Source organism: Isoptericola sp. NPDC019693, from assembly GCF_044389085.1.
In the GTDB taxonomy this organism is placed as follows: Bacteria; Actinomycetota; Actinomycetes; order Actinomycetales; family Cellulomonadaceae; genus Isoptericola.
The window spans coordinates 129,403-147,252 of sequence record NZ_JBIRXP010000005.1 but is presented as its reverse complement, the minus strand read 5'-3'; the positions used below and the strand labels follow the sequence as shown (position 1 = coordinate 147,252).

Below are 17,850 nucleotides of genomic sequence, written 5' to 3'. Positions count from 1 at the left end.
CACTCCCCGCGCTGCCAGACCGGTGTCCGTGCGACGTCCCCGGCAGGTTCATGGGACCACCGTCGCACCCCGGTGCTACGGGCGCGTCACGGCGTCGTGACGGCCCGGGAACGGCTCGTCCGGCTCGAGGGAGCCGTCACCGCCGTGGGTGCCGGCCTACGACGACGCGTGGGGCGGGAACGCCTGGCGGGCGACGAGCACCGCGACCAGCGCGACGGCGACGATCGCGGCCCCGGTCAGCGCCAGCGAGCGGGCACCGGGGCCGGCGACCACCGCCGCGCCCACGGCCGCGCCGAGCCCGATGCCGAAGTTCGAGGTCGCGTTGACGAACGCCCCCGCGACGTCGGGCGTGGCCCCCTGGGTGCGCAGCGCCGCGGCCTGGAACGTGGCGGGGATGGCGCCGAACGCCGCCAGCCACACGCCCGCGGCCACGAGCACCCCGACGGTGCCGGGCAGCGAGACGGCGAGCGCGACCAGGGAGAGGGCGATCGCCCCCATCGCGACGATCGTGAGGGCGCGCGGGCTGCGGTCGAGGTAGCGGGCCGCGCCCCACAGCCCGACGAGCCCGAGCGCCCCGAACACCAGCAGCGCGGGCCCGACGGCGGACTCCGACAGCCCGGCCGCCAGGAGCAGCACCGAGATGTACGTGTACACCGTGTACTGGCCGCCGAACAGCACCGTGTTGGTGCCCACCACCAGCCCGAGGCGGGCGCGGCCGCGGCGGGCGGCCGCGGCGTCGCGCGGTGCCGCGGGCTCGACGGCGACGGACGGCAGCAGCCGTGCCACGAGCAGGGCGGTCACCGCGCAGACGGCGGCGAGCACGCCGAACGACCAGCGCCATCCCACGGCCGCGCCGAGCGACGTCGAGAGCGGGACGCCGAGCACGAAGCCGAGGGTGCCGCCGGCGGTCACGAGGGTGAGCGCCCGTCCGGTGTACAGGGGGCTGACCAGGCGGGCGGCGTAGGCGATGGACACGGAGAAGAACACCGCGTGGCCCAGGCCGCCCAGCACCCGTGCTCCGGCGACCACGGCGTACGACGGCGCGACGGCCACCAGCAGGTTGCTGGCCGCGTACGTGGCGAGGGTGACGAGCAGGAGGGGCTTGCGCGCGAGCGACCGTGTGGCCACGGTCAGGGGGACCGCGCAGGCGGCGACGACGAAGGCGTAGACCGTGACGAGCAGTCCGGCCGTCGACTCGCTCACGCCGACGCCGCGAGCGACCTGCGGCAGCAGCCCCACCGGCAGCACCTCGGTGGTGATGGCCACGAAGTTGGCGACGCCGAGGACGGCGATCCCGGCCGCGGCGTCCCGGACGGTGCGGGCGGGGGCCGGGGAGGGGGTCGTCACGGTCTCATCCTCCCATCGGCGGCCCCCGGGGGCGGGCCGACGAGGGGAGAATGGTCGACGTGAGCGACACGACGATCGAGGACGAGGCGGCGCCCCGGCGCGGGTATGCCAAGGGTCGGGCCAAGCGCGAGGAGATCCTGCAGGCGGCGATCGTCGCGTTCGGCGAGGTCGGCTACCACGGGGCGTCGCTGCGGGAGATCGCCGCCCGCGTCGGCATCTCGCACCCGGGCCTGCTCCACCACTTCCCGACCAAGGCGGCGCTGCTCGAGGCGGTGCTGGAGCACCGCGACGCCGTCGACTTCGCCGACATCGACACCGACCTCGCGCAGGGGCGCTCGCTGTTCGAGGCGATCGTGCGGCTCGTGGAGCGCAACGCGCTGCGGCGGCCCGTGGTGGAGGTGTTCGCCGGTCTCGCGGCCGAGGCGACGTCGGTCGACCACCCGGCGCACGAGTACTTCGCGGTGCGCTACCGCGACGCCGTGTCCCGCATGCGCGGCGAGCTGGAGCGGCTCGGCGACGTGGGACGGCTCCGCGACGGCGTGGACCCGGCCGTCGCCGCGCGCACGGTCGTGGCACTCATGGACGGGCTGCAGATCCAGTGGCTGTACTCGCTGGAGCGCCCGCGCGCCGAGCGGGTCGACATGGCCGCCGACCTGCGGGCGTACCTCGACCTGATCCTCGTCGACGCGGCCGGCTGACGCCCCGGCGCCCTTCGCGCAAGCGATCCGTCGCGCCGTCGCAGGGCGTGGCGCGACGGATCGCCTGCTCGAAGGCGGGTCGTGCGGTCAGGCGTTCGCGGCCTCGATGAGCTGCGCGAGCGTCGTGCGGTCGAACCCGGCCATGCCGAAGTCGGCGATCACCGCGAGCGGCATGTCCGTGGCCATGGCCAGCATCGACGGGTCGATCGGCGTCGCCTCGAGCGCGGAGCGGATCGTCGCGCCCGCGACCGGGTGCGCGAGCGCCTCGCCCAGCGTGGACAGCTCGTGCAGGGGGAGGGTGACGTCCTCGCCGACGACGTCGACCACGAGCTCGGCGCGCAGGTCGCGGGACGACGCGCCCACGCTGACACGGAACTCGCCGCCCTCCAGGACCCAGCGGCGCAGCACGGGGTGCCAGTAGGACAGGTCGCGGGCGTCCAGGTCGACCGTCACGACCTGCGACGCCCCGGGCTCGAGGTGCACCTTGGCGAACGCCTTGAGCTCGCGCTCGGGCCGCTGCACCTGGGCCTGCGGGTCGCCGACGTACACCTGGACGACCTCCGCGCCCGCCACGGCACCGGTGTTCGTCACGCGCACGGTGACGCGCACCCGGGCGTCGGGGCCGGCCCCGGTCGCCTCGGCGGCCGCGTCGTCGTAGGCGAACGTCGTGTACGACAGGCCGTGCCCGAACGGGTAGGCGACGTCGACCTGGCGGGCGTCGTACCAGCGGTAGCCCACCAGGACGCCCTCGCCGTAGCGCACGTGCCCGAGCTCGCCGGGGAAGTTGCCGAAGGCCGGGGTGTCCTCCAGCCGCAGGGGCAGCGTCTCGGTGAGCTTGCCGGAGGGCGTCACCGCGCCGGAGAGGACGTCGGCGATGCCGGAGCCGCCGGCCTGGCCGCCCAGCCAGCCCGTGAGCAGCGCGGGAGCGGCGTCCTGCCACGGCGCCACGGAGATCGCGGAGCCCCCGGCGAGCACGACGACGACGCGCGGGTTCGCCGCGGCGACGGCGCGCAGCAGCGCGACCTGGTCGGCGGGGAGGTCGAGGTGGTCGCGGTCGTAGCCCTCCGACTCGTACGCGGCGGGCAGCCCGAGGAAGACGAGCACGGCGCCCGCTCCGCGCGCGGTCTCGACCGCCTCGGCGACCAGGGCGTCGGGGGAGCGGTCGTCGGCCGGGCCCTCGGCCAGCGTGTAGCCCGGGGCGAACGGCAGGTCGGCGCCGGCCGCCTCGCGCAGGGCGGAGAGCGCGTCGTCGAGCCGGGTCGGGGTGACCTGCGACGACCCGGCGCCCTGGTAGCGCGGGGTGCGGGCGAGCTCGCCGACGACGGCCGCACCGGCGAGGGCGCCGGGGGAGAGCGGCAGGAGGGGCGCGCCCTCGACGGGCTCGTTCTTCAGCAGGACGGTGCCCGCCGCGGCGGCCTCGCGGGCGAGCGCGTGGTGGGCGTCGGCGTCGAACGACCCCGGCGCGCCGAGCGCCGGGAGGGAGCGGGCGACGAGGTGGAGCACGCGGCGCGCGGCGGCGTCCACGAGGGACTCGTCGAGCGCGCCGGAGCGGACGGCGGCGACGACCTCTGCGTCGGTGCGGCCGCCGGAGGACGGCATCTCCAGGTCCAGCCCGGCGGCGACCCCGGCGACGCGGTCGCGCACCGCGCCCCAGTCGGACACGACGAGGCCCTCGAAGCCCCACTCGTCGCGCAGCACGGTGGTCAGCAGCCAGTCGTGCTGCGAGGCGTAGACGCCGTTCACCTTGTTGTACGCGCACATGACGGTCCAGGGCTGCGCCTTCGTGACGACGCGCTCGAAGGCCGGCAGGTAGATCTCGCGCAGCGTGCGCTCGTCGACGTCGGCCGACACGCGCATGCGGTCGGCCTCCTGGTTGTTGGCGGCGAAGTGCTTGAGCGACGTGCCGACACCGAGGGACTGGATGCCCTCGACGAGGGCCGTCGCGAGCTCGCCGGCCACCACCGGGTCCTCGGAGAAGTACTCGAAGTTGCGCCCGCACAGCGGCGACCGCTTGATGTTCACGCCCGGGCCGAGGAGGACGGCGACGTCGTTCGCGCGGGTCTCGCGGCCGAGCGCCTCGCCGACCCGGCGCAGCAGGTCGGCGTCCCAGCTGGACCCGAGCGCGGCGGCGGTGGGGAAGCACGTGGCGGGCACGCTGTGGCCGAGCCCGAGGTGGTCGGCGGACTCGTCCTGCTTGCGCAGGCCGTGCGGCCCGTCGGTGACCATGACCGACGGGACGAGGGTCTCGCCGTCGCGCTCGACCGGCTGGGTGTGCCAGAAGTCGAGGCCGGAGAGCAGGGAGGCCTTCTCCTCGAGCGTGAGCGAGGCGAGCGCGCGCTCGACGTCGAACGGCTGGTCGAGGGTGCCTTCCGCCGCGGTGGTGGCGGGCACGGTCTGGTCGAGGGTCACGGGGCGCTCCAGGGGTCGGCGAGGGTTCGACCCGAGCAGCGTAACAAGAAACCTACCGAATGGTAGGAATGATTCTCGTCAGATGGCGGCAGACCAACGCCGCTCGACGACGTCCCGCACCCCGGTGGCCAGCGTGCGGGACGTGCCGTCCGGGCCCAGGCCCGCCGAGGAGAGGAAGCGCTCGCGCGCGGAGTCGTCGTCGAGCACCCAGGTGACGACCTGCACGGCGCCGTCCGTGCGGAGGCGGTCGACCGCGGCCGACAGCAGCCGCGAGCCGTGGCCGCCCCGCTGGTGGCGTGGTTCCACCTCGAGGGCCACGAGCTGACCGGGCCCGACCGCCGCGAAGCCGACGATCTCGGGCCCGTCGAGGGCGACGAGCACGGCGAAGCCCGGCCCGGGCGGTGCGGTGATCGCCCGCGCCCATCGGTCACGCATGGTGTCGGTGTCGAGGGCGTCGACGACGCCGTCGCCCAGCGCCACCTCGTGCGTCGCGCGCCACGCGGACACCTGGACGCGGGTGACGGCGTCCTCGTCGCCGGGGACGGCCGGGCGGACCGAGACGTCGGCCGTCTCGCGGAAGAGTGCCATCCGGCCACCCTAGTGACCGGCGCCACCCCGCGGGGCCGTCAGCCCCAGCCGAGCGCCCGCAGGCCCGCCGCCGTCGCGGCGGCGAGCAGGACCACGAGGATGAACGGCGCCCGGAGCGCGAGGGCGATCGCGGCGACCGCCAGGGCCGGCACGCGGGCGTCGACGACGAGGGCCTGGCCGTCGGCGAAGGTCTGCACCACGACGAGCGCCACCAGCAGCGCGACCGTGACGAGCGTGGACGTGCGCTGCACGCGCTCGGTCGCGAGCCAGTGCTCCGGGATGAGGTGGCCGGCCAGCTTGAGCCCGAAGCTGAGCAGGGAGGCGGCCAGGACGGTCACCCACAGCACGGTGGTGGTCATGCCGCCTCCTTCCGGCCGTCCGGGGCGCCCGGCGTCGCGACCACGCCCACGGCGATGGCCACGGCCGCGGCGGCCAGGACGGGCACGCCCGCGGGGACGACGGGGATGAGCGCCGCGGTGACGACGACGGCGAGCGCAGCGACGACCTGGGCGCGCCGCGCGGCGAGGCGCGGCCACACGAGCGCGAGGAACGCCGCCCCGGCCGCGGCGTCCAGCCCCCACGCGCGCGGGTCGCCGAGCGCGTCGCCCGCGAGGGCGCCCAGCAGCGTGAAGGCGTTCCACAGCACGAAGACGCCGACGCCGGTGACCCAGAAGCCGGCCCGCGTCGCCGCACGCTCGCGCTGGCCGACGGCCACCGCCGTCGACTCGTCGATCGTGAGCTGTGCCGCGGCTAGTCGCCGCCAGCCGCGCACCTCCAGAAGTGGCGCGACGACGGCGCCGTACAGCGTGTTGCGCACGCCCAGCAGGGTCGACGTGGCGATCGCGGCGACGGGGGAGCCGCCCGCGGCGACGACCCCGATGAGGGCGAACTGCGAACCGCCCGAGAAGAGCAGCAGGCTCAGCGCCATCGTCTGGGGCACGCTGACGCCCGCCACGACCGACAGCGCCCCGAACGAGATGCCGTACAGGCCGGTGGCCACCGCCACGCTCGTCCCCTGGCGGACGGCCGACCGCACCGCCGGGTCGCGTCCCTCTCCACGTGTCACGCCCGGTAGGTAATCACGACGCCACCGGGAGCGGGAAACGCCCGCCGCCCGCCGGGGATCACAGCGCGACGTAGACCGTCTCGAGGAACTCCTCGAGGCCCGCCTCGCCGCCCTCGCGGCCCAGGCCGGACTGCTTCATGCCGCCGAACGGGGCGCTCGCGTCGGAGACCATGCCGCGGTTGATGCCGATCATCCCGGCGTCGATCTCCGCCCCGGCGCGCAGCGCCCGCTCCAGGGAGGTGGTGTACGCGTACGCGGCGAGCCCGTACTCGGTGTCGTTCGCGAGCGCGAACGCCTCGTCGTCGTCCCCGAACGCGACGACCGGCGCCACGGGCCCGAAGATCTCCTCGCGCACCACCCGCGCGTCCCGGTCGACGCCGGCGAGCACGGTCGGCTCGAAGAACGTGCCGGGGCCGTCGGGCCGCCCGCCGCCCGTGAGCACCTGCGCGCCGCGGTCCGTGGCGTCGCCGACCAGCTCGGCCACCTTCGCGACCGCCCGGGCGTCGATGAGGGGCCCGACGTCGACGCCCTCGGTGTCCCCGCGCCCGACGCGCAGGCCCGCGAACCGGTCGGCGAGGCGTTGCGCGAATTCGCGGGCCACCGAGTCGTGGACGAGGAAGCGGTTGGCCGCGACGCACGACTGGCCGGCGTTGCGCAGCTTGGCGACCGTCGCCCCCTCGACGGCGGCGTCGAGGTCGGCGTCGGCGAAGACGACGAACGGCGCGTTGCCGCCCAGCTCCATCGACGTGCGCAGCACCTGGTCGGCGGACTGCTTCAGCAGCGTGCGCCCGACGGCCGTGGAGCCCGTGAACGACAGCTTGCGCAGCCGGTCGTCCGCGAGCAGGGGTGCGACGAGGTCGCCGGAGCTCGCCGTGGGCACGACGTTCACGATGCCGCGCGGCAGCCCCCGCTCGGCCGCCTCGGACCGGATGACCTCGGCGACCAGCATCGTGGTGAGCGGGGTCTGGTGGGCGGGCTTGATCACGACGGGGCAGCCCGCCGCGAGCGCGGGGCCGATCTTGCGCGTCGCCATCGCGATGGGGAAGTTCCACGGCGTGATGAGCAGCGCGGGGCCGACGGGCCGGCGGTGCACGAGCTGACGGTTCGCGCCGGCGGGCGCGGTGCGCACCAAGCCCTCGGCCCGGACCGCCTGCTCGCCGTACCAGCGAAGGAAGTCGGCGCCGTACGCGACCTCCGCCCGCGCCTCGGCCAGGGGCTTGCCGCACTCGGCGGTGATGAGGGAGGCGACCGCGTCGCTGCGTGCGACGAGGCGCTCGTAGACGGCGCGCAGCAGCTCGGACCGTTCCCGCGGCGCGACGGCGCGCCACGCGGGCGCGGCGTCGGCGGCCGAGGCCAGCGCTCGCCGCCCGTCCTCGGGGGAGGCATCCGCGACGTCGAACAGCACCTCGCCCGTGGCGGGGTCGGCGACCTCGAACGTGCGTCCGCCCGAGGCCGCGGTCCACTGGCCGTCGGCGAGCATGCCGGTCGGCAGGTGGGCGACGAGCGCGGGGGACAGCGAGCTCATGCCCCGAGTATGCACAGGGGCCGGTCCGCTCGACACGGGGAACGGCGGTCCTCGCCCGGCGGCCGGTTCCCCGTGACGTTCCCTACGATCGACGGATGGGCGACGGGCGGGGCGAGGGCGTGGTGACGCTGCTGCTGCTCAACGGGCTGCCGGGCGCCGGCAAGTCGACCGTCGCCGGGGCGCTCGCGGCCGGGCGGCCCGGCACGCTGGTCCTCGACGTGGACGTGGTGCGCACGCTGATCTCCGGCGACCCCGCCCGGGCGGCGGAGCCCGCCCGTCGCCTCGCCCTCGACATGGCGCGCTCGCACCTGCGGGCCGGAGCCCACGTCGTCGTCCCGCAGCTCGTGGCGCGCCCCGACCAGGTCGCACGGTTCGCGCGCGCCGCCGCGGACGGCGGCGCGCGGTTCGTCCACGTGATCCTGCGGGTCTCGCCGGCGACGCTCGCGCGTCGCGTGGCGGCCGACCGTGCTGCCGGTCGGGCGGCGCACCGCGCCGACCTCGACGACGCCGCCCGGGACGCCTACGCGGCGGGCCTGCGGGAGGTGGCCCGCACGGCGGCCACGATCGAGGCCGACGCCGACGCGGCGGACGCCCCCGGCCTGGCGGCGCGGCTGGGGCGGCTGCTCGACGGGTGAGTCCGGTCCGTCGTGCGCGGTCGCGCCCGGTACGGTTGACCTCATGACGCTCGCCCCTGCCGCCGCGCGCCCTTTCGGCGCCGTTCTCACCGCGATGGTGACCCCCATGACGCCCTCGGGCGACCTGGACCTGGATGCGGCGGTCAAGGTGGCGAAGCGCCTGGTGGACGACGGCAACGACGGGCTCGTGCTGTCGGGGACGACCGGCGAGTCGCCGACGACGCACACCCCGGAGAAGGCGGACCTCGTGCGCGCCGTCGTGGACGCGGTCGGCGACCGGGCGTACGTCCTGGCGGGCGCCGGGTCCAACGACACCGTGCACGCCGTGCGGATGGCCGAGCAGGCGGCCGAGGCGGGCGCCCACGGGCTGCTCGTCGTCTCGCCCTACTACTCGCGCCCCTCGCAGGAGGGCCTGTACCGGCACTTCGTGACCGTCGCCGACGCCACCGAGCTGCCCGTGATGCTGTACGACGTCCCGGGGCGCACGTGCGTGCGGATCGCGGCGTCGACGTACGAGCGCATCGCCCGGCACCCCCAGGTCGTCGCGACGAAGGACGCGACCGGTGACGTGTCCTCGATCGCGCCCCTGGCGGCCGCGACGGGTCTCGCCTGGTACTCGGGCGACGACAGCCTGCTGCTGCCGTCCCTGTCCATGGGCGGCGCGGGCATCGTCTCGGTGTCCGCGCACGTCGTGGCCGGCGCGTTCGCCGAGGTCGTGCGCCGCTGGGACGCCGGGGACACCGCAGGCGCCCTGCGGGCCTACCTGCCCACCGTGCCCGTCATCGAGGCGCTCAACGGCGCCGGCGCGCAGGCCGTGATGGCCAAGGCCGCGCTCGAGGCGCTCGGCGTGCTCGACAACCGCGAGCTGCGCCTCCCCAACGTGGCCGCCTCCGAGGACGAGGTCGCGCAGCTGCGCGACGCCCTCGCGACGGCGGGCTACCTGAACGACGGCGTCCGCGCGGGCGCCACCACACTTCCGTAAGACCTACCGGCCTGGAGGCCCCGTGAGCCACCCTCACCCCGAACTTCCCCTGCCCCCCGCCCTGCCGTCGAAGGGGCTGCGCATCGTGGCCCTCGGCGGCCTGGGCGAGGTGGGCCGCAACATGGCCGTCCTCGAGTACGAGGGGCGCCTGCTGATCATCGACTGCGGCGTCCTCTTCCCCGAGGACCACCAGCCCGGCGTGGACCTGATCCTGCCGGACTTCGACTACATCAAGGATCGTCTCGACGACATCGAGGCGATCGTCCTCACGCACGGCCACGAGGACCACATCGGTGCCGTGCCGTACCTGCTGCGGCTGCGTCGGGACATCCCCCTGGTGGGCTCGCGCCTCACCCTCGCCTTCGTGGACGCCAAGCTCAAGGAGCACCGCATCAAGCCGGTGCTGCGCGTCGTGGCGGAGGACCAGACCGCCCGGTTCGGCCCGTTCGACTGCGAGTTCGTCGCCGTCAACCACTCCATCCCGGACGCGCTCGCCGTCGCCGTCACGACCGGCGCCGGCACCGTGCTGCACACCGGCGACTTCAAGATGGACCAGCTGCCGCTGGACGGCCGCATCACCGACCTGCGGGCGTTCGCCCGGCTGGGCGAGAAGGGCGTCGACCTGTTCATGGTCGACTCCACCAACGCCGAGGTGCCCGGGTTCGTCACCAACGAGGTCGAGATCGGCCCGGCGCTGGACGCCGCCTTCGCCCAGGCGGAGCGGCGGATCGTCGTCGCGTCGTTCTCCTCGCACGTGCACCGCGTGCAGCAGGTGCTCAACGCCGCCCACGCGCACGGCCGCAAGGTCGCGCTCGTCGGCCGCTCGATGGTGCGCAACATGGGCATCGCCGCCGAGCTCGGCTACCTCGACGTCCCCCCGGGCGTCCTCGTCGAGCTCAAGCAGGCCGCGAGCCTGCCCGACGACCGCATCGTCTACATGTCCACCGGGTCGCAGGGCGAGCCGATGGCCGCCCTGAGCCGCATGGCCAACGGCGACCACAAGGTCCAGGTCGGGCACGGCGACACGGTGATCCTCGCGTCGTCGCTCATCCCGGGCAACGAGAACTCGGTGTTCCGGGTCATCAACGGGCTCACCCGCCTCGGCGCCCGCGTCGTGCACTCCGGCAACGCCAAGGTGCACGTCTCCGGCCACGCCAGCGCGGGCGAGCTCCTGTACTGCTACAACGTGCTCAAGCCGAAGAACGTCATGCCGGTGCACGGCGAGGTGCGCCACCTCGTCGCCAACGGGGCGCTCGCGGTCCGCACGGGCGTGCCCGCCGACCGCGTGGTGCTCGCCGAGGACGGCGTCGTCGTCGACCTCGTGGACGGCAAGGCGTCCGTCGTGGGCGCGGTGCCGTGCGGCTACGTCTTCGTCGACGGCTCGACGGTCGGCGCGGTGACCGAGAACGAGCTCAAGGACCGCCGGACGCTGTCCGAGGAGGGCTTCGTCTCCGTCTTCGCCGTCGTCGACACCGCGACCGGCAAGGTGCTCGCCGGCCCGCAGATCCTCGCCCGCGGCATGGCGGAGGGCAACGCGGTCTTCGAGGAGATCCAGCCCGACGTCGTCGCGGCCCTCGAGGACGCGATCGCCGGCGGTGCGACCGACACCTACCAGCTGCAGCAGGTGATGCGCCGCGTCATCGGGCAGTGGGTCAACCGCCGCCTGCGCCGGCGCCCGATGATCGTGCCGGTGGTCGTCGAGGCCTGACGGCCGGCGACCGCCCCGGTCGGGGCACGACGAGCGGCGGGGCCGCGCCACGACGACGGCGCGGCCCCGCCGCTCGTCTCGGGCGGTCGTCCCGCTCGGCACGGCCGCGGCTCCGCCCCGGGCAGACCGGGTGCGCGAGATCACAGGGCGGCGAGGCCTCGGCCCGCCCCCGTCGCCCGACCGGGCGTGGCGCGCCCCGTACGCTGCCGGGCATGGCTCCCTCGTCGACTCCCTCGTCCGCCTCGCAGCGTCCTCCCCGTGCCGAGCTCCACCTGCACCTGGAGGGCACCCTGGAGCCCGACCTGGCGTTCGCGCTCGCGGAGCGCAACCGGGTCTCGCTGCCGTTCGCGGACCCGGACGCGTTGCGGGCCGCGTACGACTTCGTCGACCTGCAGTCCTTCCTCGACCTGTACCACGCGACGTCGCAGGTGCTGCGCACCGCCGAGGACTTCGCGGACCTCACGCGCGCCTACCTGCGCCGCGCGGCGGCGGGCGGGGTGCGGCACGCCGAGCTCATGGTCGACCTGCAGACGCACGTCGCGCGCGGTGTGCCCCTCGCGGAGGTCGTGGCGGGCGTGACGCAGGGCCTCGCCGACGGGGAGGCGGAGCTCGGCGTCTCCGGCCTGCTGATCGCGGCGTTCCTGCGGCACCGGCCCGGGGCGGAGGCGGAGGAGCTGCTGGACGACCTGCTGACGCTCGACGCACCCGTCGCCGGCGTGGGGCTCGCGTCCACGGAGGTGGGTTTCTCGGCCGCCCCGTTCGCCCCCGCGTTCGCCAAGGCCGCCGCGCACGGGCTGCGGCGCACGGCGCACGCCGCCGAGGAGGGCCCGGCCTGGCACGTCACCGAGGTGCTCGACGTGCTCGGCGCGGAGCGGGTCGACCACGGCATCCGCGCCCTGGAGGACCCGGACGTCGTCGCGCGGCTCGTGCGCGACCAGGTCCCGCTCACCGTGTGCCCCCTGTCCAACGTGCGGCTGCGCGCCGTGCCCTCGCTGGCGGAGCACCCGCTGCCCGCGATGCTCGCGGCCGGGCTGAACGTGTCGCTGAACTCCGACGACCCGTCGTACTTCGGCGGCTACGTGGACGAGGTCGACGACGCCGTGACCGCGCAGTTCCACCTCACGCGCGACCAGCGTGCCGACCTCGCCGCCGCGTCCTTCCGCGGGTCCTTCCTGCCGGCCGGGCGGGTGGCGGAGCACGTGGCCGACGTCGAGGCGTGGCGCGCAGGCGCCTGACTGCGGAGGTCGCGCCCGGCCCGGCGGGGGGTGCCGCCGCCGGTGCGTGGGCCTGCTCACAGCGGCCCGGGCGCGGCCCGGGGCGGCGGGCAACACGCGCCCGGGACCTGCGGCGTCGTGGCCCGCGTCGCGGGTACCGTGGGGGCATCATGGCGACCCGGACACCCGCCCGCAGAGTTACCGGGACCCCGATCACCGGGACCTCGCGGGGGACCTCACGAACGGGGCGGACCGCATCCGTGGCCGCCCCGGCCCGGCGCGCGCCCGCCCGCTCGTCGTCCACCCGTGCGGGAAAGGGCTCCGGCAAGGGTTCGGGCAAGGGCTCCGGTCGTGGTTCCGGCACGCGCAGGCCGCCGGCGCGACCGGCGCGGTCCGGTCCGTCCTGGCCCGTCCGGGCCGTCCGTGGCCTGTACCTGGGCGTCGCGCACGGGCTCGGCGGCCTGACCCGCAGCATCACCAAGGGAGCAAGAGACCTGGAACCCGAGCACCGCCGAGACGGCGTCGCCTTCTTCCTCATCGCCCTCGCGCTGGTCGTGGCCGCGCGCGAGTGGTGGGGCATCTCCGGCACCTTCGGCACCGTCGTGCACGCCGTCGTCGCCGGCACCGTGGGGCTGGCCGGCGTGGCCGTGCCCGTGCTGCTCCTGTGGCTGGGCTTCCGCGTCATGCGGCACCCGGAGCGCGGTCAGGCCAACTCCCGTGTCGCCATCGGCCTCATCTTCGTGGTGGTCTCGGTGTGCGCGCTCGTCGCGATCGCCGAGGGCACCCCCGCACCGGCCGACGGGTTCGCGGCCCTGCAGGACGCCGGCGGGATCATCGGCTACCTCTCCGCGACCCCGGTCGTGACCGGGGTGACCCAGTGGGTCGCCGTGCCGCTGTTCCTGCTCCTGGGCTTCTTCGGGATCCTCGTGGTCACCGCGACGCCGGTGCACCGCATCCCCGAGCGGCTGCGCGGCCTGTACGACCGCCTCACCGGCAACCACCGCGAGGACGCCGTCGACGACGACGGGCTCGCTCTCGCGGAGGGCGTCTCGCGCCACGACGGCACCGACCCGGCGCCCCGCAAGAAGCGGACCCGCAAGACGAAGGCGCAGCGCGCCGCGGAGGCCGCGGCCGCCGACGGGCTCGACGAGTACGTCGGCGACGAGGCGTTCGAGAAGGCGGCCACGCTCGAGAAGGACGCCGCGGCGGCGAAGGCGGCCGCCAAGGGCGGCCGGGGAGCGGCCACGCAGCGCGTCGGCGCGGCCGCGACCGCGCCCGTCGAGGCGGTCACGGCCGCCGCGACGGAGGACCCTGCGCCGGCGCCCGCGAGCGACCTGCCCCCCATGGGCCGCGCCGAGCAGCCCATGCTCGACGGCGACACGGTGTACCTGCTGCCCAACGAGGACTCCCTCGGCAAGGGCGCGCCGCACAAGACGCGCTCGGCCGCGAACGACCGGGTCGTCGAGTCGCTCACCAAGGTCTTCGACGACTTCGGCGTCGACGCGCAGGTCACCGGGTTCACCCGCGGCCCCACCGTCACGCGCTACGAGGTCGAGGTCGGGGCCAAGACGAAGGTCGAGCGCATCACGTCGCTCTCCAACAACATCGCCTACGCGGTCGCGAGCGCGGACGTGCGGATCCTGTCGCCGATCCCCGGCAAGTCCGCGATCGGTATCGAGATCCCCAACTCCGACCGGGAGACCGTCGTCCTCGGCGACGTCCTGCGTTCGTCGGCGGCACGCCGTACCGAGCACCCCATGGTCATGGGCGTGGGCAAGGACGTCGAGGGCGGCTACGTCGTCGCGAACCTCGCCAAGATGCCGCACATCCTCGTCGCGGGCGCCACCGGCGCCGGCAAGTCGAGCTTCATCAACTCGATGATCACGTCCATCCTCATGCGTGCCACGCCCGAGCAGGTGCGCCTGATCCTCGTGGACCCGAAGCGTGTCGAGCTCACGATCTACGAGGGCATCCCGCACCTCATCACGCCGATCATCACCAGCCCCAAGAAGGCCGCCGAGGCCCTGGACTGGGTGGTGCGCGAGATGGACGCGCGCTACGACGACCTGGCGACGTTCGGCTACAAGCACGTCGACGACTTCAACACCGCCGTCCGCGCCGGCAAGGTGAAGCCGCTCCCGGGCTCCGAGCGCAAGATCGCGCCCTACCCCTACCTGCTGGTCGTGGTGGACGAGCTCGCGGACCTCATGATGGTCGCCCCGCGGGACGTCGAGGCCTCGATCCAGCGGATCACTCAGCTCGCCCGCGCCGCGGGCATCCACCTCGTGCTCGCCACGCAGCGCCCGTCGGTGGACGTGGTCACGGGGCTCATCAAGGCGAACGTCCCCTCGCGCCTCGCGTTCGCCACGTCGTCGCTGGCCGACTCCCGCGTCGTGCTCGACCAGCCGGGCGCCGAGAAGCTCATCGGCCAGGGTGACGCCCTCTTCCTGCCCATGGGCGCGGCCAAGCCCATGCGCGTGCAGGGGGCGTGGGTCACCGAGTCCGAGGTGCACAGCGTCGTCGAGCACGTGAAGGAGCAGCTCAAGCCCGTCTACCGCGAGGACGTCACGGCGCCCGCGGCAGCCAAGAAGCAGGTCGACGAGGACATCGGCGACGACCTCGACCTGCTGCTGCAGGCCGCGGAGCTGGTGGTCACCACCCAGTTCGGCTCCACGTCGATGCTCCAGCGCAAGCTGCGCGTCGGCTTCGCCAAGGCGGGCCGGCTCATGGACCTGCTCGAGTCCCGCGAGATCGTCGGCCCGTCCGAGGGCTCGAAGGCTCGCGAGGTGCTGGTGACGCCGGACGACCTGCCGTCCGCCCTCGCGCTCATCCGCGGCGAGACGCCCCAGGCCTACGACCAGGACGCCGAGCCCGGGTCGGACGGCGGGTCGGCCGGCGCCCCGTCGGACCCGTACGCGGACGGCACCGACGGGCACGCGCCGCCCGTGGCGAAGGACTACCACGACGGCGCCGACACCGACCCGGAGAACGGCTGGCGCTGAGGCGGCCCGGTCAGCCGTCGCGGGGGAGCACCCGGGGCGGGGGACCGGTGGCGTCGGACGGCTCCTGCCGCTGCGGGGCGACGTCGCCCACCGCGTCCCGGACCCGGTCCTCGCGGGCCTCGAGGTCCGCGGCGGAGAGGGTGGTCGCGCCAGGGTCGTGGAGGGCGTCGGGGAGCGCGAGCACGTCGTGCCCGCCGCCGATGTCGACCGTGGTTCCCGTCCAGGTCACGTCGGTCAGGCGCACGGCGTCCTCGGGCGCGTCCTGGACGAAGACGGCCGAGAGCAGGACCCCGTTGCTCGTGCGCGCGTCGCAGCAGGCCGCGCTCTGGTTCGACAGCAGGTTGCCGAGGCCGTAGGCGACCCACATGCCGTCGCCGCCGGGCCCCCGGCCCACGCGGTCGATCTGCTGCGGCACGTGCGCGTGGTGCCCGATCACCAGGTCGACCTGGCGCGACCGGGCGAGCCGGCGCACGACCTCCACCTGCTGCTCGGTCAGGTCCTCGGTGTACTCGACCCCGGCGTGCAGGCTCACGACGACGACGTCGGCGCCGTCCTCCCGGGCCTCGCGGGCCTGTCGCACGAGACGGTCGGCGTCGATGAGGTCGACCGCCCACGGGGCGTCCGCGGGCATCGGGAGGCCGTTGAGGCCGTAGGCCGCGGCCAGGTGCGCGACCGTGATCTCCCTGCCCTCGCGGGCCAGGACGTACCGTTGCGGCTCCTCCTGCTGCGCGGCGCTGCGGGCGGTGCCCGCGAAGCCCATGCCGGCCGCGGCCAGCCGCCGGATCGTGGCCGTGACGCCGTCGTAGCCGCGGTCGACGGAGTGGTTCGACGCCGTGGAGCACCCGTCCCAGCCCTGCTCGGCGAGGTCGCGCACCAGCCCCGGGGGCGCCCCGAACAGCGGGTAGCCGCTGGGTTCGGTGCCCTTCGGCGCCACGGGCACCTCGAGGTGGCACAGAGCCAGGTCGGCGCCCTGCACCCAGGGGTCCAGCCCGGCGAGCAGGGGGGTGAAGTCGGCCTCGTGCGGGCCGCCCGCGGACCTGACCACCGGCGCGTGCGTGAGGAGGTCGCCGGCGGCGACCAGGGTGAAGGTGGCGGGCTCGGGCGTCGGTTCCGGCGCAGGCTGCGTCGTCGTCGCCGGCGGGACGGGGCCGGACGTGGACGCCGGGGCGGGGCCGGCATCGGGGGACACGGTCGCCCCGGGCGACGAGCCTCCGAGCGCGAGGGCACCCGCGACGCCCAGGGCCGTGCCGGCCAGGGCTGCGAGGACGTACAGCCCTCGCGCGGGGCGCCCCTCGTCGGACGCGTGGCGTGCCACGGAGGGAGCGTACTGCCACCGCGGCGCGGGCGAGGACGGCGGGGCGAGGAGGCCGTCGGCGCCGCTAGGGTGGTCCGGTGGTCACCGAAGCGCCCTCGCCCTGGAACGTCGCCAACGCGGTGACCCTCGTGCGCATCGCGCTCGTGCCCGTGTTCGCCTGGGCGCTGCTCATGGACGGCGGGGACTCGGTCACCTGGCGTCTCGTCGCGACCGGCGTCTTCGTGGTCGCCGCGGTGAGCGACCGGGTCGACGGCTACCTCGCCCGGTCGCGCAACCTGGTGACCGACCTCGGCAAGCTCCTCGACCCGATCGCCGACAAGGCCCTGGTGGGTGCTGCCCTCATCCTGCTGTGCTGGCCGCTGGGCGAGCTCCCGTGGTGGGTGCCGACGATCATCCTCGTGCGCGAGCTGGGAGTCACCGTGCTGCGCATGGTGGTGCTGCGGTACGCCGTCATGCCGGCGTCGCGGGGCGGCAAGCTGAAGACGGTGCTGCAGGCCGTCGCGATCACGCTCTTCCTGCTGCCGCTGGCCGCGCTGCCGGGCTTCGTGCACGTCGTCGCGTGGGTCGTCCTGTGGGCCGCGATCGCGGTGACCGTCGTGACCGGCGTCGACTACTTCGTCCAGGGCGCGCGCCTCCTCGCCACCGGGCGGCGCGAGGCCGGGCCCCGGCCGGCGGCGTGACCCCGGCAGGCGCGGGCGGACGGCAGGGGGCGGGAGCGCCGACCGCGGCGCTCGCACGAGCGGTCCTCGACGGCGCGCTCGCCCGGGGCTGGACCCTGGCCGCGGGCGAGTCGCTCACCGGCGGACTGGTGGTGGCCTCGCTCGTCGACGTCCCCGGAGCGTCGGCCGTCGTGCGCGGCGGGGTCGTCGCGTACGCGACCGAGCTCAAGGCCGCGGTCCTCGGGGTGGACCCCGACCTCCTGGCGCGGCGGGGGCCCGTCGACCCCGAGGTCGCCGCCCAGATGGCGGCCGGCGCGCGCCGCGTGCTGGGCGCCGACGTCGGTCTGGCCACGACCGGTGTCGCGGGGCCCGACCCGCAGGACGGGCACCCGCCGGGGGAGGCGTACGCCGCGGTGAGCGCCCCGGCGGGCGACCGGGTCGTCCGGCTCGCTGTACCGGGCGGCCGCGACGAGGTGCGCGCCGGGGTGGTGCGGGCGGTGCTGGCGCTGGCGCTCGAGACGTGGGGCGACGCGGCGCCCGGCGGCGACACCGCGGGCCACGACGCCCTGTGAAGGGTGCGTGACGAGCCTGTCGCAGGTCGTGACGGCGGGAACAAGGCCCCGGGCGCCCGCGTTGCGATGGGTGTGATGACCGACAGGGCACGAACCCGTCTCGATCCCGGCCATGCCAGGCCGGGCATGC

15 protein-coding genes are annotated in these 17,850 nt (G+C 75.3%); 8 read left to right on the top strand and 7 right to left on the bottom strand.

What is annotated here, in order from left to right; all coding sequences use genetic code 11:
- Nucleotides 1–156: 156 nt before the first annotated feature.
- On the bottom strand, nt 157–1,347 hold the full coding sequence (locus tag ACH436_RS15795) for an MFS transporter (protein WP_430561153.1): 1,191 nt from the start codon (nt 1,345–1,347) through the stop codon (nt 157–159).
- 59 nt (nt 1,348–1,406) lie between these two features.
- On the opposite strand from ACH436_RS15795, the gene ACH436_RS15790 reads away from it, so the two are divergent.
- A complete protein-coding gene (locus tag ACH436_RS15790; RefSeq protein ID WP_430561152.1) occupies nt 1,407–2,045 on the top strand; it encodes a TetR/AcrR family transcriptional regulator in 639 nt (212 codons plus the stop codon).
- Nucleotides 2,046–2,132: 87 nt separating this feature from the next.
- On the opposite strand, the gene ACH436_RS15785 is transcribed toward ACH436_RS15790, so the two are convergent.
- The 5 genes from ACH436_RS15785 to ACH436_RS15765 all read right to left on the bottom strand — a co-directional run bounded on the left by ACH436_RS15785 (nt 2,133) and on the right by ACH436_RS15765 (nt 7,633).
- Entirely contained in the window at nt 2,133–4,454 is a 2,322-nt protein-coding gene (locus ACH436_RS15785; protein ID WP_430561151.1) for a glycoside hydrolase family 3 C-terminal domain-containing protein, read from the bottom strand.
- A gap of 78 nt (nt 4,455–4,532) precedes the next feature.
- On the bottom strand, nt 4,533–5,042 hold the full coding sequence (locus ACH436_RS15780) for a GNAT family N-acetyltransferase (RefSeq protein WP_430561150.1): 510 nt from the start codon (nt 5,040–5,042) through the stop codon (nt 4,533–4,535).
- 38 nt (nt 5,043–5,080) lie between these two features.
- On the bottom strand, nt 5,081–5,401 hold the full coding sequence (locus ACH436_RS15775) for an AzlD domain-containing protein (protein WP_430561149.1): 321 nt from the start codon (nt 5,399–5,401) through the stop codon (nt 5,081–5,083).
- A complete protein-coding gene (locus ACH436_RS15770; protein ID WP_430561148.1) occupies nt 5,398–6,108 on the bottom strand; it encodes an AzlC family ABC transporter permease in 711 nt (236 codons plus the stop codon). Before ACH436_RS15770 ends, ACH436_RS15775 begins: the two co-directional genes overlap by 4 nt.
- A gap of 58 nt (nt 6,109–6,166) precedes the next feature.
- Complete coding sequence (locus tag ACH436_RS15765) at nt 6,167–7,633, bottom strand: NAD-dependent succinate-semialdehyde dehydrogenase (RefSeq protein ID WP_430561147.1); 1,467 nt, start codon at nt 7,631–7,633, stop codon at nt 6,167–6,169.
- Between the two features lie 95 nt (nt 7,634–7,728).
- On the opposite strand from ACH436_RS15765, the gene ACH436_RS15760 reads away from it, so the two are divergent.
- The 5 genes from ACH436_RS15760 to ACH436_RS15740 all read left to right on the top strand — a co-directional run bounded on the left by ACH436_RS15760 (nt 7,729) and on the right by ACH436_RS15740 (nt 15,174).
- Nucleotides 7,729–8,268 (top strand): AAA family ATPase, encoded by a 540-nt coding sequence (locus tag ACH436_RS15760; protein WP_430561146.1) that lies wholly within the window; start codon nt 7,729–7,731, stop codon nt 8,266–8,268.
- Nucleotides 8,269–8,311: 43 nt separating this feature from the next.
- Nucleotides 8,312–9,250 carry a 4-hydroxy-tetrahydrodipicolinate synthase gene (dapA, locus tag ACH436_RS15755; RefSeq protein ID WP_430561145.1) on the top strand — a complete coding sequence of 313 codons (939 nt, stop codon included), beginning with the start codon at nt 8,312–8,314 and terminating at the stop codon, nt 9,248–9,250.
- 22 nt (nt 9,251–9,272) lie between these two features.
- A complete protein-coding gene (locus tag ACH436_RS15750) occupies nt 9,273–10,958 on the top strand; it encodes a ribonuclease J (protein WP_430561144.1) in 1,686 nt (561 codons plus the stop codon).
- A 212-nt stretch (nt 10,959–11,170) separates the two neighbouring features.
- The gene (add, locus tag ACH436_RS15745) at nt 11,171–12,193 is read left to right on the top strand and encodes an adenosine deaminase (RefSeq protein WP_430561143.1); all 1,023 of its coding nucleotides are present in this window, start codon (nt 11,171–11,173) and stop codon (nt 12,191–12,193) included.
- 149 nt (nt 12,194–12,342) lie between these two features.
- Nucleotides 12,343–15,174 (top strand): DNA translocase FtsK 4TM domain-containing protein, encoded by a 2,832-nt coding sequence (locus ACH436_RS15740; protein WP_430561142.1) that lies wholly within the window; start codon nt 12,343–12,345, stop codon nt 15,172–15,174.
- Nucleotides 15,175–15,184: 10 nt separating this feature from the next.
- Here ACH436_RS15740 and ACH436_RS15735 read toward each other — a convergent pair whose 3' ends face one another.
- Nucleotides 15,185–16,489, bottom strand: a complete 1,305-nt coding sequence (locus ACH436_RS15735) for a CapA family protein (RefSeq protein ID WP_430561141.1) — start codon at nt 16,487–16,489, stop codon at nt 15,185–15,187.
- A gap of 77 nt (nt 16,490–16,566) precedes the next feature.
- On the opposite strand from ACH436_RS15735, the gene pgsA reads away from it, so the two are divergent.
- Nucleotides 16,567–17,169 carry a CDP-diacylglycerol--glycerol-3-phosphate 3-phosphatidyltransferase gene (gene pgsA, locus ACH436_RS15730; RefSeq protein WP_430561140.1) on the top strand — a complete coding sequence of 201 codons (603 nt, stop codon included), beginning with the start codon at nt 16,567–16,569 and terminating at the stop codon, nt 17,167–17,169.
- Nucleotides 17,166–17,720, top strand: a complete 555-nt coding sequence (locus ACH436_RS15725) for a CinA family protein (RefSeq protein WP_430561139.1) — start codon at nt 17,166–17,168, stop codon at nt 17,718–17,720. Before pgsA ends, ACH436_RS15725 begins: the two co-directional genes overlap by 4 nt.
- The last annotated feature ends 130 nt before the right edge of the window (nt 17,721–17,850 follow it).

What these genes read in the sequence shown, in the direction of transcription:
- ACH436_RS15780 (WP_430561150.1), bottom strand. Translation starts at nt 5,042, where the DNA reads ATGGCACTCTTCCGCGAGACGGCCGACGTCTCGGTCCGCCCGGCCGTC.
- ACH436_RS15775 (WP_430561149.1), bottom strand. Translation starts at nt 5,401, where the DNA reads ATGACCACCACCGTGCTGTGGGTGACCGTCCTGGCCGCCTCCCTGCTC.
- ACH436_RS15765 (WP_430561147.1), bottom strand. Translation starts at nt 7,633, where the DNA reads ATGAGCTCGCTGTCCCCCGCGCTCGTCGCCCACCTGCCGACCGGCATG.
- ACH436_RS15760 (WP_430561146.1), top strand. Translation starts at nt 7,729, where the DNA reads ATGGGCGACGGGCGGGGCGAGGGCGTGGTGACGCTGCTGCTGCTCAAC.
- dapA (WP_430561145.1), top strand. Translation starts at nt 8,312, where the DNA reads ATGACGCTCGCCCCTGCCGCCGCGCGCCCTTTCGGCGCCGTTCTCACC.
- add (WP_430561143.1), top strand. Translation starts at nt 11,171, where the DNA reads ATGGCTCCCTCGTCGACTCCCTCGTCCGCCTCGCAGCGTCCTCCCCGT.
- ACH436_RS15740 (WP_430561142.1), top strand. Translation starts at nt 12,343, where the DNA reads ATGGCGACCCGGACACCCGCCCGCAGAGTTACCGGGACCCCGATCACC.